Consider the following 15,028-nt stretch of genomic DNA (forward strand, 5'->3'; position numbering starts at 1 on the left):
AAACAAGGATTACTTGTGTCTGAAAGTTCTATTTTAGCCCGCAAAAATCGAATTCAATCGTCAAATAAGTTAGCGCAGGTCTCTGATACAGATAACATCTGGCTGCTGCCTGACGGGGTCAGTGATTTATTATCAGAAGAGGCTCAAAAGCAAGAGTGGTTGCGTTATAAGTTGACCCGCTTATTAATTAGCCGAGGTTATGAGCTAATTTGTCCGCCGATGATAGAGTTTACTGAATCACTATTAGGCAATGCCTCAGAAGATCTAAAACGTCAAACCTTTAAAATTATTGACCAGCTGTCAGGGCGATTAATGGGAGTACGTGCTGATATTACGCCACAAATCCTACGTATTGATGCGCATTTAAATAAAATGGGGAGGGCTAATAAGATTGCTCGCTATTGTTATGCTGGTCATGTTATTCGTACCTTGCCAAATGGTTTATTTGGCTCACGTACACCACTACAATTGGGTGCCGAAATCTTCGGTAGCGACAGTCTTGATGCCGATATTGAGCTGATCGATGTGCTATATACCTTATTTGAAAGCCTTAATCTAAAACAGCATTTGCACATTGACATTGGACATGTGGCAATTTTTGCACGTCTAAAAGAGCTGGCTGGATTGTCAGACAGTGATGCAGAGGTACTGATGAATCTTTACGCTAATAAGGCATTGCCAGAGCTACACAGTATTTGTGCTGACTTACCTATGGGTAATGACTTCTACCAGCTTGCCGTACATGGGCATGATATGAACGCATTAAAGCAAGCTTTATCATCGAGTGCGACTCAAGATGCCTCGATCATTAAGGCTGTGCAAGAGGTACAAACCATGGTCGCTCATATAAAGCAGACCTATCAAAGCAATGTCAGTGTTGATATTACCGAGCTTGGCTATCATTATCATACAGGTATCGTATTTAATGCCTATTTTGATAACGAGTCACAGGCGGTGGTCAGAGGCGGTCGCTTTAATGGTGAAGGTTTTAATACGGCTCAACAGGCAGCAGCCATAGCCGAAGAGTTACCATCACGAAGTGCGACAGGTTTTAGTTTGGAAGTGACACGCTTACAGCGCTTTATTAGTTTGAATGAATCGAAGCTGGTGTTGGTGCGTTTTGCAGATATGCAAGGGGTACGTGCAGATAACAATGCGAAGCTGGCAAAAGATTTGGACAACAAAGTGGCAGAGTTGCGTGACTTAGGTCACAAAGTGGTGCGTCCGTTAAGCGAGCTGGATGTACCTCACAATGTGACCCATTATTTGGTTTTAGAAGATGGTGAGTGGGTTTTAAACGCTGTATAAGCCGTCATACTAGGCTTAACTTAAGCGAGAAGTGAGCACTAAACTTTAAGTGAGCGCTAAGCTTAATTAAAGTCAATGACAATGTTTAGCTAGATCTAACTAGGTTTAGCAAGGTCTAACCAGGTTTAAGCAGCAACAAGCCTAAAAACAGCCTAAAAAATGCGCCACCAATGACGCAATTTAACTTTTACAGTTCAATACAAGTGGTTAAGGATTTGTTATGGGAAAGAATGTCGTAGTACTAGGTAGCCAATGGGGCGATGAAGGTAAAGGCAAGATTGTTGACTTGCTCACCGAAAAAGCATCTGCTGTTGCTCGCTTTCAAGGCGGTCATAATGCGGGTCATACGCTCGTGGTTGATGGCAAAAAAACGGTTCTACATTTAATTCCATCAGGTATTTTGCGTGATGATGTGACTTGCTTTATTGGTAATGGCGTGGTGCTGTCACCTGAAGCCTTATTGGTAGAAATGAAAGAGCTTGAAGATAACAGGGTGCCAGTGCGTGAGCGCCTAAGAATCTCACCAAATTGTCCATTGATCTTACCTTACCATATCGCACTAGACCAAGCACGTGAAGCAAAACGTGGCACAGGAAAAATTGGCACAACAGGTCGTGGTATTGGCCCAGCTTATGAAGATAAAGTGGCACGCCGTGCGATTAAGCTTGCCGACTTATTCCGTGATGACTTAGAGGAGAAGTTACGTAACTTAATCGACTATCATAACTTCCAGTTAACTCAGTACTACAAAGTAGACGGCATCGACTTTGATGAGACGTTTGCGTTATGCCAACAGTGGCGTGATGAGCTAAAAGACTTGGTGTCTGATGTGACTGAAGAGCTAAATCAGTTGCGCTTGGCTGGCAAAAACTTGATGTTTGAGGGTGCTCAAGGTACATTACTGGATATCGATCATGGTACGTATCCGTTTGTGACCAGCTCTAGCGTGACCGCTGGTGGGGTGTCTACGGGTACAGGTATTGGCCCTTTATACCTAGACTATGTGCTTGGTATTACCAAAGCTTACACCACACGTGTCGGTAGCGGCCCATTCCCAACCGAGCTATTTGATGATGTCGGTGCACACTTGGCCAAAGTCGGTCATGAGTTTGGTGCGACCACAGGCCGTGCTCGTCGCTGTGGGTGGTTTGACGCTGAAGCGTTACGCCGCGCTGTGGTATTAAACTCCCTATCTGGTATTTGTCTGACCAAGCTGGATGTTCTTGATGGTCTAGACGAAATTCGTATTGGTGTCGGCTATGACATCCCTGAGTCAGAGGTAGCAGCTGCCCATGATGGCGAGTTTTACGAAACCGTCACGCCTAAGTACGAAACATTACCAGGCTGGAAAGGCTCAACCGTTGGTATCACTAAATATGACGATTTACCAGAAGAAGCCAAAGCGTATATCAAGCGCATTGAGCAGTTAATCGACTGCCCAGTAGACATTATTTCTACCGGTCCAGATCGTGATGAAACCATCGTATTGCGTGACCCGTATGATGCTTAATCTGCTTGGCTGATTGGATAAGTGTTTGATTCATTCAAGCTAGTTTTTATTGATAAATAAAAGCCAAAACCCTAGGCTAGATGACCTAGGGTTTTTTTATAAGTTTTTTTGAGGCTTATATTCATACTCAACAGGTGACAAACCTATGTTGCAACTGACCTTTTTAGGCACCTCAGCCGGTATTCCCACCAAGCACCGTAATGTGACGGCGTTGGCGGTTGAATGCATCAATCCCTTTGCTTCCAAGCGTAGCCAGCAAAGCGGCAGCAAAAAGCCTTGGCTGTTAATCGATTGTGGCGAAGCAACTCAGCATCAGCTGTTACATACCAAGCTGAGCGGTCAGCAGTTGGCAGCGATTTGTATTACCCATGTGCACGGTGATCATTGTTATGGTCTGCCAGGGCTTCTGGCCAGTCTGGCAATGGTCGGACGTACTGAGCCGTTGACTATTATTGCTCCGAAAGCTATTGAGCAGTTTATGAGTGTGATACAGCAAACCACCGAGCTGTATTTGTCATATACAATCAATTATATTGCCACTGAGACTCTGGTTGCTGAAACAGGTGAGTCTAATCAGCCTGTATTACTAGATTTATCAGCCACTCATCAGCTTCAAATTGAGGTGACCAAGCTGTCGCATCGTGTTGATTCTTACGGCTTTAGTCTAACTCAATATGTCAAAACCATTGCGCTAGATAAAGATAAATTGCTGGCCTCTGGTATCGAGCCGAGTCCAATTTGGGGGCAACTGCAAGCAGGGAGGGATGTGGTGACCGAAGAAGGGCAAAGATTAGCTTCGGTTGATTTTACCCTGCGCAAACAGCAGCAGCTTAAATTAGTGGTGGCTGGTGACAATAACCGTCCTGAGTTATTACAACAAGCGGTGCAGGGTGCAAGCTTGCTGGTTCATGAGGCCACTTATACTCAAGCGGTGGCGGATAAAATTGCCTTGCGTGCTGATGGCTTTGACCCGATGCACACAACCGCAAAAAGTGTGGCACAGTTTGCGCAAGCGGTTAATTTGCCATACTTAATCGTAACGCATTTTAGCGCCCGTTATCAGCCTTATGATGACCCAGATAGCAAGGTTTCCAATATGGCTGATATTCGTCAAGAAGTTGAGCAGTTTTATCAGGGCAATATATGGCTGGCACGTGATTTTGCGCAGTTTGAGGTCAGTGCAGATGGAGTACAAGCCAGTGACCATCCAGCCGTTTAGAGTTTAATTTAAATTATCTTGATTTAGCAACTGTTGACCGACCCAGTGTCTTGCAAACTGATACGCCACACGCCCCGAGCGACCACCTCGAGTGGAAGCCCACATCAGTGCCTGCCCACGTACGGTGTCATCATAGGTCACATCTTGCGCTTGTAAATAATGCGCCACAATATTGAGATAAGTCTCTTGATTCATCGGATAGAAAGACAACCACAGCCCAAAGCGATCTGATAAAGAAACCGTTTCATCAATGGTTTCATACGGATTGACCTCATCGGTCTGGCCGTCATAGATATTGACATTATCTTTCATTAACTGTGGCAGCAAATGACGTCGATTACTGGTCGCATACACCAACAGCTTATCTTGCTCAGAGTCTAATGCGCCATCGAGTACACTTTTTAGGGTGCGATAATTCTCATCTTGCCCATTAAATGCCAAGTCATCGCAATAAACGATATAACGAACTCCTGCATTCGTAGGTAACTCACTAATCGCATGACGAATCTTATCTAGCATTTGTAAGTCATCACGTGCCACCTCGATCATACGCAAACCGTCAGCTTGAAACTCATTCAATAACGCTCGAATTAAAGATGATTTTCCCGCACCTCGAGTGCCTGTCATCAGTACATGGTTAGCTGGATATCCTACCAAAAATTGACGAGTATTTTGCACAATTTTAGACTTTTGGGTGTCAATGCCAATAAGGTCATCTAAGCTCAGCAAAGAACTCACTGCTATCGGCTCTAATCGACCTTGATGACCACCAATCCAGCGATAGGCGACTTGATAGGGGTCAAGTTTGACTTTTGGCGTGATCTGTTGCTTTAGATAGTCTCGCAGCAACTCTGCCAACTCATTATCTAGGCTCAAGTTATTCACTGTACTATTGTTAATACCGTTAATATCATTAATTTGATTGCTATTTTTATTAACATTTGACATTGAGAGCGCCATCCACACATTAAAATTAAAAAATACAGCAAAAATAGTGCCAGTAACCTTTGATAAAAGCAAGCTTATGATAAAAGCAAGCATACGAAAAGTTAAGTATGCTAAAAGTAGGTATTGTACTTACAGATCCTAAGCTAAGGTTGGTGAGTTTTTACCGTACCTCTTTTTGTATTACCTTCCTTCCTAAAAATCTAACAACAACTTGATAACGCTTTGTATCATTGTTTGATGCGAGCTTTTGGTAATATAAATTGATATAAGATTCTGTTTTATAGCTTATGACTTAAAACAGCCCCTGAGCTAACAATTAAAAAACCAATTAAGGAGTTATTATGAGCGACAACAAACCTTTAAATATCGCTTTAATTATAGGTAGTTTACGCAAAGAGTCTATCAACCGAGCTTTTGCTGAATATATGGTATCGCAAATGCCTGAGCATGTGACTGTGACTGAGTGTCAAATCGATGATCTGCCTTTGTACAATGAAGATATAGATACGGACACAGCGCCAGAAAGTTATACTCGTATTCGCAACCAAGTTGGAGAGGCGGATGCCTTGTTGATTGTTTCACCTGAGTATAATCGCAGTATTCCAGGAGGACTAAAAAACGCGATGGATATTTTGTCACGTCCAAAGGATGGCTCTGTGCTCAACAATATCAAGGTGGCCTTTGTGACCGCTTCACCTGGAACCTATGGTGGTAGGAGTTGTGGTTTTGACTTACGAAAAATCATGCTACCTTTTGCAGCTCAAGTTTTATTAGCCCCCGAAGTATATTTGAGTCATGCTACCGATGCCTTAGGTGAGGATAACAAGGTCAGCAGTGAACGCACCCAACAGTATTTACAAAAATTTGTGGATGCTTTTGTTGAGTTTGTAGAAGATTAAGGATACAGTTAGACTTGACAGCGCATTTATTTTCACATTTTAGCTTTAGGCTTTGTAGCTTTTGTTTTGCGGTTTTGACTTAGAGTCGCTAGGTGTGAAACCTATTAATGTGCATTGCCTAAAATGTGCATTGCCTAAAATATAGTCTCTGTCAGTTCCGTAAATGAATTCTATACAGCGCCTAACTCTACTTGTCAATTCTATACTAGTTCCAAGCCATATTAAAAAACTTTTAGATAAATAACTGTTGAGCAATGCTATGCCCCAATCTTCTCAGCCAATAATAACCTCACTATTAGATAATGACTTGTACAAATTTACTATGCTACAAGCCATGTTGCATCAATTTCCAAGCACCCATGGTGTTTATCGTTTTCGCTGTCGCAACTATAAAGATACTGCATATCCGTTGGCAGATATTAAGCAGGACTTGGAGGCGCAATTAGATTATCTATGCCAGCTTAGCTTTACCCAAGATGAGCTAGATTATTTAAGTAGTCTTCGCTTTATTCGCTCTGATTTTGTTGATTATTTGGAGCTGTTTAAGTTAAAACGTCGCCATATTAAGGTAAGTATAGATCATAAAAATCGGCTGAGTATAGATATTGAAGGCCCAATGATTCAGGCGATGTTTTTTGAGATTTTTGTATTAGCCATTGTTAATGAGCTATATTATAGGCGGTTAACCACTCCTGCAGTATTAAAAGAAGGGGAAGCAAGGCTACAAGATAAAGTGGCATTGTTGCAAGAATATACGTTAAAACAGCAAAGAGGGCAGCCTCCTTTTATTGTGGCTGATTTTGGTACTCGCCGACGCTTTAGTAAGAATTGGCATTCTCATGTTGTTGAGACATTGCATCGAGCTGCACCAAGTATTCTGCGTGGTACTTCCAATGTGTATTTGGCAAAAAAATTAAAAATAACACCGATTGGAACGATGGCGCATGAGTTTATGCAAGCATTTCAGGCGCTTGATGTGCGTCTGCGCGATTCTCAAAAAGCAGCCCTTGAAGCTTGGGTACATGAGTATCGAGGTGATTTGGGTATCGCCTTAACTGATGTGGTTGGTATGGATGCTTTTTTACGAGATTTTGATTTGTACTTTGCAAAACTATTTGATGGTTTACGCCATGACAGTGGTGACCCTTATGTATGGGGCGATAAGGCCATTGCACATTATAAAAAATTAAAAATAGATCCAAAAACTAAGATTTTGACCTTTAGTGATGGATTAAGTCTAGATAAAGCATGGCAACTACATCAATATTTTAAAGATCGCATTCAAACTAGCTTCGGGGTAGGCACCAATCTAAGCAATGATATGGGGCTAACTCAGCTTAATATTGTGTTGAAGCTGGTGGAGTGTAATGGACAGCCAGTAGCGAAGTTATCTGATAGCCCCGGAAAAACAATGATCCAAAATGACACTTATTTGGCGTATTTACGTCAAGTATTTGAAATTGATGAATAATTGTTGTCAGCAAAATATTTGTGAGCAAGACGCTAGACTGTCAATCAAACACTAGAGTGATGTTAGAATGAGGAATTGGGTTGCTGTAAAAACTTAACTTCTTCTGTGCTTGACTTGCGTCCTAATACGGCATTACGGTGTGGATAGCGGCCAAATTTATCAATAATTTGTTTGTGTCTAATCTCAAAGTCTAGTGCTGTCGCATCGCCTAACTGTTCAAATAATATCAAGGCTTGCTCATGAATTTTGGCAGATTCAGAGTGCATAAAAGGCATGATGGCAAACATCTGTTGCTTTTGACTAAGCTTTGAGTAGTCAGGATGTTGAATAATCTGCTGCGCTAATACCAGAGCCATCCCATCTTGAGCAAAAGCTTGGGCAGAGTTACGATATAGATTACGTGAGAACTGATCTAGTACGATAATCTCAGCCAATGCGCCTTCTACTGTGTTGCGCCAATGCGCACACTCACCCGCTGTGGCAGCCTGTAATGTCTCACCAAATTGAGTTTTAATTTTAGCATCAAAGGAATCTTCTTTAGCAAACCAATAAGGTTGATTGGCCGTATCAAACCAAAAGTCGAGAACCTGCTGAGCTTCTGTGGTAACTGGAACTGAGGCTGGAGGGGATAGCTTGTTTGTATGTTGGTTATTTTGTTGTGACATAGAATATCCTCTTTTTTATCATGCGCTTTTTTTATTATAATGTGGTACTTAACAAAAGGTAATGATTTGCAGGGTTAAAAGTACTAGATTACAGTGGATTTTATTACCTTTAAAATAAGGTATACTAAGGGCTTTATCTGGGACTGTATAGAATGCATTTATTAGTTCCGTAAATAATTATATACAGTCCGTAATACTTGTAATAGACTCGTTTGAGGTATTGTTTTAACTTTCAAAAGCACATGTTTAAAATGGCTACCTAGTATAAATTAACTGGTGTAAGTATTTGATGCAAGCCGATAAGGGAAGATAAAGATAGTTTGAATGGATATTAATAACGTGTCAAAATTCATCAGGAAAAAACATTATGACAAAATCAAAAAAACTCGCTGCTGAGTTCTTAGGCACTATGTGGTTAGTACTAGGCGGTTGTGGTAGTGCAGTATTTGCTGCAAACTTTGGTGGCGATGGCAACCCTTTAGGCATTGGCTTTGTTGGGGTTGCGCTGGCCTTCGGTTTAACGGTATTGACAGGGGCTTATGCCTTTGGTCATATTTCAGGTGGCCACTTTAACCCAGCTGTTAGTATTGGGCTTATGGTCGGTAAGCGTTTCCCGGCTGCTGAATTACCAGGCTATATTATTGCTCAAGTAGTTGGTGGTGCATTTGGTGCTTTTATTATCTATTTGATTGCCAGTGGTCAAGCTGGATTTGCAATTGATGCTACCAGCGCAGGGGCGTTTGCTACTAATGGCTTTGGAGAGTTTTCGCCAGGCGGCTATAATTTGGTTGCCGCTTTTATTGCTGAGGTAGTATTAACCGCTGTATTTTTGCTGATTATTATGGGCTCAACCCATCACCGTGCTCCGATTGGCTTCGCACCTATTGCCATTGGTCTGGGCTTAACTTTGATTCATTTAATCAGTATTCCTATTACTAATACCTCTGTTAATCCAGCTCGTTCAACAGCAGTGGCTTTATTTGTTGGTGGCGAGTCACTGTCGCAGCTGTGGCTATTTTGGATAGCACCTATTTTTGGTGCGGCACTTGGTGGTGCTCTTTATGCCTGGCTAGGTCATGAGGGTCCTGATATTACAGGTGGAGTGTCGATGGAGAAGAAGATTGGTTAGAATTTAAGACAGCTTTTATCAAGTCATTTATCTTTTGATATGAGTAATATCTTACTCAAACCAGATCGGCAATATGTTGGTCTGGTTTTTTTATCCATACTGCTTGACTTTTTCTTGTTGAGTGTAACTCCTTGTATGTAGTTGTAATAGCCTTCTCTTTTAGCCTACTTTATGCTTATAATAACTTGTGGTTATAATGAGATACAATGTTTCATTAATAGTTGCAGATGTATTCAATTTAGATTAAGTGCTATTAACAGGAAGGTTAATAGATAGATTATACATAGACTCAAGGAAGAGATGACCATGTCACAAGAGTTACAAGATTTATTACAGCAGCGCTATCCAAATGCTGCATCTCGCCATACACCTTTGTTACTAAGTCATGATATCGGCCCTAAAGAATCACCACTAATCGAAGAGACTATTGGTGATTATTTTGATCGCATTGCCAACCGTTATTCTGATAAAGAGGCCTTGGTCTCATGTCATCAAAATATCCGCCTAAGCTACCAACAGTTGCAGCAACAAGCCAATCAGCTGGCAAGTAGTATGATTAATATGGGACTTGAAAAGGGAGATCGTGTTGGCATTTGGTCACACAACAGTGCTGAGTGGCTATTAATGCAATTAGCAACTGCAAAAGCGGGCATTATCTTGGTTAATATTAACCCAGCTTATCGTATCTCAGAGTTGCAATATGCGTTAAATAAAGTTGATTGCAAAGTACTGGTATTTATGCGTCACTTTAAAACCAGCGATTATGTACAAATGATTCAGCAGATGGCACCAGAGATTTGTCATCAACAATATCAGTGCTTAGAATTAATTGGACTGCCCAATTTAAAGCGGGTGATTTGGATAGATGCACCCAATAGTACAGAACACTTTGGCTTTATGCAGCCCTTCTCAGAGTGGATGGCCGAGGGTGACGCGAATGATCCAAAACTGGTAGAGCGTGCGAGGCAACTAACTGCTGATGATCCGATTAATATTCAATTTACTAGTGGTACCACAGGGACGCCAAAAGGTGCGACATTAACCCACAAAAATTTATTAAATAACGCTTATCACTTGGGTGAAACTCTGTGCTTAACTCCAGTAGATAAACTATGCTTACCGTTGCCACTGTATCATTGTTTTGCGATGGTGTTGGGTAATTTGACCTTTTTAATGCATGCTGCGGCTGTGGTTTATCCAAGTACTAGCTTTGAGCCGCTAGCGGTGTTGCAAGCCATAGATGCCGAAAAGTGTACGGCTTTGCATGCAGTACCAAGTATGTTCTTGGCGATTTTAAACCATCCTGACTTTGCACAATATGATGTTAGTAGCTTGCGTACAGGCGTCTCTGGGGGCTCTAGTTGTCCAAGAGAGTTAATGCAGCGCATTATCAATGATATGCATATGCAGCAATTAACCATTGCTTATGGGATGACAGAAACCAGTCCTAAATCGACCCAAACCTTGCCCACAACGTCATTTGAAAAGCGCATCTCAACGGTGGGCTTAGTGCAACCACATCTTGAGGTTAAGGTGGTTGATCCTCGTACTGGTGACACTTTACCTATTGGTGAGGTTGGAGAGGTATTAACCAAGGGTTATGCAGTAATGGCAGGTTATTGGAACGATCCAGTTAAGACCGCAGAAGCTGTGGTGGATGGCTGGATGCATACTGGAGACTTAGGCACAATGGATGAGGAGGGCTATATTACTATTGTTGGTCGTAGTAAGGATATGATTATCCGAGGTGGAGAAAATATTTATCCCATTGAGGTCGAAAACTTTTTATACACCCATCCTAAAATTGCCGATGTGCAAATTGTGGGGGTACCAGATGCGCACTATGGTGAGGTATTGGCGGCTTGGATTATACCGAATAAAGGAGAGCAACTTACCGAGCAAGAGGTACGTGACTTTTGCTATAACCAGATAGCGCACTTTAAAATTCCAACCTATATTCGTTTTGTTGAGCACTATCCGATGACAGTCACTGGAAAAATACAGAAGTTTAAAATTGTTGAGGCTATGAAGGAGGAGTTAGGCATTGTTGCTTAGTTTTTTTTGACTTAGCTTTATAGTTGTAATGTTCAAGGCTAAGTTTACAGTTCATAAACTATTAATACCAATGTGTACGATGGTTTACATTTAAAAGTTAAAGGCTATGTTAAAATCAAGGCAACGAGAGTTAATTAAAGCAACAATAATTAGAATCGTAAATGAAAGAATTAGAATCGTAAATGAAAGTGCAAATTAGAACTTCATCAACCCTAATAAGTTTGGAGGCGTTATGAGTAAATTAACACTGACCAGTAAAAATCGCTGCTTTAATGGTGAGCAGCACTATTACACTCATCAGTCGAGCACTACCAATTCTGAGATGAGCTTTAGTATTTATTTACCCGATGAGGCGCTTGCTGGCAACAGTTGTCCAGCGATTATGTATTTATCTGGCTTAACTTGTAGCCCAGATAACGTTACCCACAAAGCTCATGCTCAGCAAAAATGCAGCGAGCTTGGGATGGTTTTTATTGCGCCAGACACTTCTCCAAAAGGAGATGATATCGCTGATGATGAACGTTACTTTGTCGGTCAAGGGGCTAGCTATTATGTCGATGCAACACAAGTACCTTGGTCAGAGCATTTTAATATGCACAGCTATATCATAGATGAGTTGTATAATTTATTGCGTGAGCAGTTCGCAATTAGCAGTGTGGGTATTACTGGGCATTCTATGGGCGGTCATGGGGCGCTGATGTTTGGCTTTAAATATCCAGGCAAGTTTGTTAGTGTGTCAGCGATTGCGCCTGTGTGTGTCGCAAGCGAATCAGAGTGGGGGCAGGCTGCCTTTGCCGAGTACTTTGGTGCTGACTCTAACCAAGGTGATAGCGCTTGGTCACAGTATGACGCGGTGACAGCAGTTGAGGATGCTGGCAAGCTGTATCCTTCAATATTGGTAGATCAAGGCGGTGCTGATGACTTTTATCTGCAAGGTTATTTGCGTCCAGAAACGCTACAACAGGTGTGCCAGAAAGTCGAGCAGCCGTTAACCTTGCGTTACCATGCTGGCTATGATCATGGCTATTACTATGTCCAAACCGTTATCGAAGATCATATCGAGCACCATTACAATGCGGCAATGTCTTTAGGTTAAGATAAAGCGTTTAGCCGCTGTGATAATTGTTATAATAGTCTTAGTTCTTTATCCCTTTAAATCAAAACTTAAATCAAAAAAAGAGTTTGACTATGAGCCGTACACAGCAAGCAGCCACCAAGTCCAATTACTTAATCGCTCCCTCTATTTTATCTGCCGACTTTGCTCGTCTAGGTGAAGAGGTGGATGCGGTATTGGCTGCTGGAGCAGATGTTATCCATTTTGACGTGATGGATAATCATTATGTGCCCAATTTAACTTTTGGTAGCATGATATGTAAGGCATTGCGCGATTATGGCATTGAGGCACCTATTGACGTGCATTTGATGGTAACGCCAGTCGATAGCATGATTGAGCAGTTTTTAGAAGCTGGTGCGAGTATTATTACCTTTCATCCAGAGGCCAGCTTGCATGTGGATCGTTCCTTGCAGATGATCAAAGATGGTGGCGCTGAGTGTGGCTTGGTATTAAATCCAGCCACGCCTTTGCACCATCTTGATTATGTAATGGATAAGGTTGATCAAATCTTACTGATGAGTGTGAACCCAGGCTTTGGCGGTCAGTCCTTTATTGACGGTACACTTGAGAAAGTCAGGCAAGTGCGTCAGCGCATTGATGCCAGCGGTCGAGACATCCGTTTGGAAGTCGATGGCGGTGTCAAAGCCAATAATATCAAAGCCATTGCCGAAGCGGGCGCGGATATGTTTGTCGCTGGTTCCGCTATTTTTAATCAGCCAGATTACAAGCAGGCCATTGATGCGATGCGCCATGAGTTAAGCCTTGTGGGTGCAACCCAAGTTTAGTCGATAATAAGTGATGTTATGAGTAATAATAATTTAGAGCAACAGGCAAGCCCAAAAAACTCGCCAAGCTTAATTCCCAAAGGCGTCACCATTGGCTTGGCTCTGTTTGCATTGGTGTTAAGCTTGGCAGGTTATGTGTTTCGCTTACTGGCTGGTGATCCGTTGGCGGATGTTATCCGTCATGCGTCAGTGTTAGTGCCTTTGTTTGTGGTCGTTATCCCTGTCGGCTTTTGGCTGGGTTCAGTTATTATGAATAAAGTCAAAGGCATGCACATCCAACGCCGTAATGCGTTAACCCTAGGCTGGCTAATTTCTTGTGTCACCATGCTGTGGTTTATGGGTGCATACAGCTAGTTTCGTTACGTTAACAGCAGCCTGTTGCTACAACTAAAAAAGGAACCAATTTGTCCCTATTTGATCGCCATTCATTTTATTATCCGTATCCACAAAATATCCCTAAAGGCTTAATTAAAGCGTTAGTCATTGCTTGTTTACTGATGGGGTTGTCTGGCTTACGTCACGCCCCAGGTTGGCAAGGCTGGCTGGCTGTCTTTGAGCAATGGCTGTTGATGCTGATTATTTTTCCTTGCGCCACTGCTGTGGTGGCGGTACCGTTTAAATATCGAGATCCAAGCTTTGAGCTAAAGAACGCTTATTATTTAGGTATGTTTGTGGCATTGCTTTTTACCCTTGCCAAATTGCGTTATTGGCGCTAAATCAATCGCTAAATTGTTTTTTTAGCGCTTGCTTATATTCGGTTTTTTTAGCAATATATTTAGGACTTACGCACGAGTGGATATAATGGCAACTGCAAATCATTTATGAATCCTCTGAAGGTAGAGTCAGACGCTCCATAAATAATAACCAGTCGCTTTTAAAGCCTTGAAACCGTATTTTTGCGTAAGTCCTAATATTTTGTTGTAGTAAGTTGTTGCAACTCATTGCAACAATTCAGGCTTGAAATTAAGCATCAAAGCGTCCATTGTAATAGATACACAAGCCAATTCGAGGTAAAATAAGTATGGTGTTTGATTCTAAAAAAGATAAGTTTGACACTGAAATGGACACAGAAACCAGTGAGCGCCGTACGCGTCAAAGCTCGGGATTTGTACAAGAGACTGTGCTTGAGCTGGTTGAAAATGATCAAGGTCAAATTGTACTACGTGATGCAGCGGATACAGATGAGCCGCTAGTTACTATTGATTTTTCAAGTAAAGTAAAAGACATACTAGGTAGTGATGCCCAATTCATTGGACATAAGATGATTCATGCTGCTATCCAAGAAGTAATGCAGCGTCAAGTCAGTCTCTGGCATGCCAATGTCTTTGATGAAGAGCCAGAGCACTTTAGCTAGAATTTTTTGAGCTAAACTTTATTAGCTACTAAATTTTATTAGCTTCTAAACTTTATTAGTTACTTTGGTAATAGTCAATAGTGACTGCTAATTAAGTTATACCTTTTCTAAAAAACAACCTATCTTTGTCAAACTCGTTGAACCTACTGTATGTAGCGTTTGTACTCGTTTTCCTCGATAGCTTAATTTTTAGATTTGGTATTAAATCTAACAGCTAATCTAATAAAAAATCAGCAAACAAAAAGAAAGAGGCTGGTTATCACTGATAACCGGCCTCTTTCTTTGTTCTAAAACCAAAAAGCTTCTAAAATTAATAAGCTTTTAAAGTGAATAAGCGATACGCTTACTCAGTAATAAATTACTTGATTTTAGCTTCTTTGAAGATTACATGCTTGCGTACTTTAGGATCAAACTTTTTGATCTCCATTTTGCCAGGCATAGTACGTTTGTTTTTGGTAGTGGTGTAGAAGTAACCAGTACCTGCAGTAGATACCAACTTGATCTTGTCTCTCATGATGCTTTCCTATTAAATTATAAAAGTAAGAGGCTGTAATAATTAATGAATGACAGC

The 15,028-nt window shown here is 41.5% G+C and carries 15 protein-coding genes; 12 read left to right on the plus strand and 3 right to left on the minus strand.

The features are described 5' to 3' along the window. Window positions 1-15: 15 nt before the first annotated feature. The 3 genes from H140_RS0101305 to H140_RS0101315 all read left to right on the plus strand — a co-directional run bounded on the left by H140_RS0101305 (window position 16) and on the right by H140_RS0101315 (window position 4,037). Window positions 16-1,308 carry an ATP phosphoribosyltransferase regulatory subunit gene (locus H140_RS0101305; protein WP_019671848.1) on the plus strand — a complete coding sequence of 431 codons (1,293 nt, stop codon included), beginning with the start codon at window positions 16-18 and terminating at the stop codon, window positions 1,306-1,308. A 220-nt stretch (window positions 1,309-1,528) separates the two neighbouring features. Beyond that, window positions 1,529-2,818, plus strand: a complete 1,290-nt coding sequence (locus tag H140_RS0101310; protein WP_019671849.1) for an adenylosuccinate synthase — start codon at window positions 1,529-1,531, stop codon at window positions 2,816-2,818. A 145-nt stretch (window positions 2,819-2,963) separates the two neighbouring features. Beyond that, window positions 2,964-4,037, plus strand: coding sequence for a ribonuclease Z (locus H140_RS0101315; RefSeq protein WP_019671850.1), 1,074 nt, complete (start codon window positions 2,964-2,966; stop codon window positions 4,035-4,037). A 3-nt stretch (window positions 4,038-4,040) separates the two neighbouring features. Here H140_RS0101315 and H140_RS0101320 read toward each other — a convergent pair whose 3' ends face one another. After that, entirely contained in the window at window positions 4,041-4,913 is an 873-nt protein-coding gene (locus tag H140_RS0101320; RefSeq protein ID WP_026348726.1) for an ATP-binding protein, read from the minus strand. Window positions 4,914-5,326: 413 nt separating this feature from the next. Here H140_RS0101320 and H140_RS0101325 point away from each other — a divergent pair, with 413 nt between their 5' ends. Together H140_RS0101325 and pncB are read left to right on the plus strand one after the other, a co-directional pair. Further along, window positions 5,327-5,884, plus strand: a complete 558-nt coding sequence (locus H140_RS0101325; protein ID WP_019671852.1) for an NADPH-dependent FMN reductase — start codon at window positions 5,327-5,329, stop codon at window positions 5,882-5,884. A 259-nt stretch (window positions 5,885-6,143) separates the two neighbouring features. Further along, window positions 6,144-7,355 (plus strand): nicotinate phosphoribosyltransferase, encoded by a 1,212-nt coding sequence (gene pncB, locus H140_RS0101330; protein ID WP_019671853.1) that lies wholly within the window; start codon window positions 6,144-6,146, stop codon window positions 7,353-7,355. Window positions 7,356-7,417: 62 nt separating this feature from the next. Here the strand turns inward: pncB and H140_RS0101335 are convergent, their stop codons facing one another. After that, on the minus strand, window positions 7,418-8,020 hold the full coding sequence (locus H140_RS0101335) for a DUF924 family protein (protein ID WP_019671854.1): 603 nt from the start codon (window positions 8,018-8,020) through the stop codon (window positions 7,418-7,420). A 367-nt stretch (window positions 8,021-8,387) separates the two neighbouring features. Here H140_RS0101335 and aqpZ point away from each other — a divergent pair, with 367 nt between their 5' ends. The 7 genes from aqpZ to H140_RS0101370 all read left to right on the plus strand — a co-directional run bounded on the left by aqpZ (window position 8,388) and on the right by H140_RS0101370 (window position 14,457). Further along, window positions 8,388-9,149, plus strand: coding sequence for an aquaporin Z (gene aqpZ / locus H140_RS0101340; protein WP_019671855.1), 762 nt, complete (start codon window positions 8,388-8,390; stop codon window positions 9,147-9,149). Between the two features lie 300 nt (window positions 9,150-9,449). Further along, window positions 9,450-11,204 (plus strand): AMP-binding protein, encoded by a 1,755-nt coding sequence (locus tag H140_RS0101345; protein WP_019671856.1) that lies wholly within the window; start codon window positions 9,450-9,452, stop codon window positions 11,202-11,204. 232 nt (window positions 11,205-11,436) lie between these two features. Next, a complete protein-coding gene (gene fghA, locus H140_RS0101350; RefSeq protein WP_019671857.1) occupies window positions 11,437-12,300 on the plus strand; it encodes an S-formylglutathione hydrolase in 864 nt (287 codons plus the stop codon). Window positions 12,301-12,392: 92 nt separating this feature from the next. After that, window positions 12,393-13,103 carry a ribulose-phosphate 3-epimerase gene (gene rpe, locus H140_RS0101355; RefSeq protein WP_019671858.1) on the plus strand — a complete coding sequence of 237 codons (711 nt, stop codon included), beginning with the start codon at window positions 12,393-12,395 and terminating at the stop codon, window positions 13,101-13,103. 18 nt (window positions 13,104-13,121) lie between these two features. Further along, entirely contained in the window at window positions 13,122-13,457 is a 336-nt protein-coding gene (locus tag H140_RS0101360; protein ID WP_019671859.1) for a hypothetical protein, read from the plus strand. 50 nt (window positions 13,458-13,507) lie between these two features. Beyond that, window positions 13,508-13,819 (plus strand): hypothetical protein, encoded by a 312-nt coding sequence (locus H140_RS0101365; protein ID WP_019671860.1) that lies wholly within the window; start codon window positions 13,508-13,510, stop codon window positions 13,817-13,819. Window positions 13,820-14,124: 305 nt separating this feature from the next. After that, window positions 14,125-14,457: a hypothetical protein gene (locus H140_RS0101370; RefSeq protein ID WP_019671861.1), complete on the plus strand. Its 333-nt coding sequence runs from the start codon at window positions 14,125-14,127 to the stop codon at window positions 14,455-14,457. A gap of 358 nt (window positions 14,458-14,815) precedes the next feature. Here H140_RS0101370 and rpmG read toward each other — a convergent pair whose 3' ends face one another. After that, a complete protein-coding gene (rpmG, locus tag H140_RS0101375; protein WP_019671862.1) occupies window positions 14,816-14,971 on the minus strand; it encodes a 50S ribosomal protein L33 in 156 nt (51 codons plus the stop codon). Window positions 14,972-15,028 lie beyond the last annotated feature (57 nt).

Origin of the sequence: Psychrobacter lutiphocae DSM 21542 (genome assembly GCF_000382145.1) — a bacterium.
GTDB lineage: Bacteria > Pseudomonadota > Gammaproteobacteria > Pseudomonadales > Moraxellaceae > Psychrobacter > Psychrobacter lutiphocae.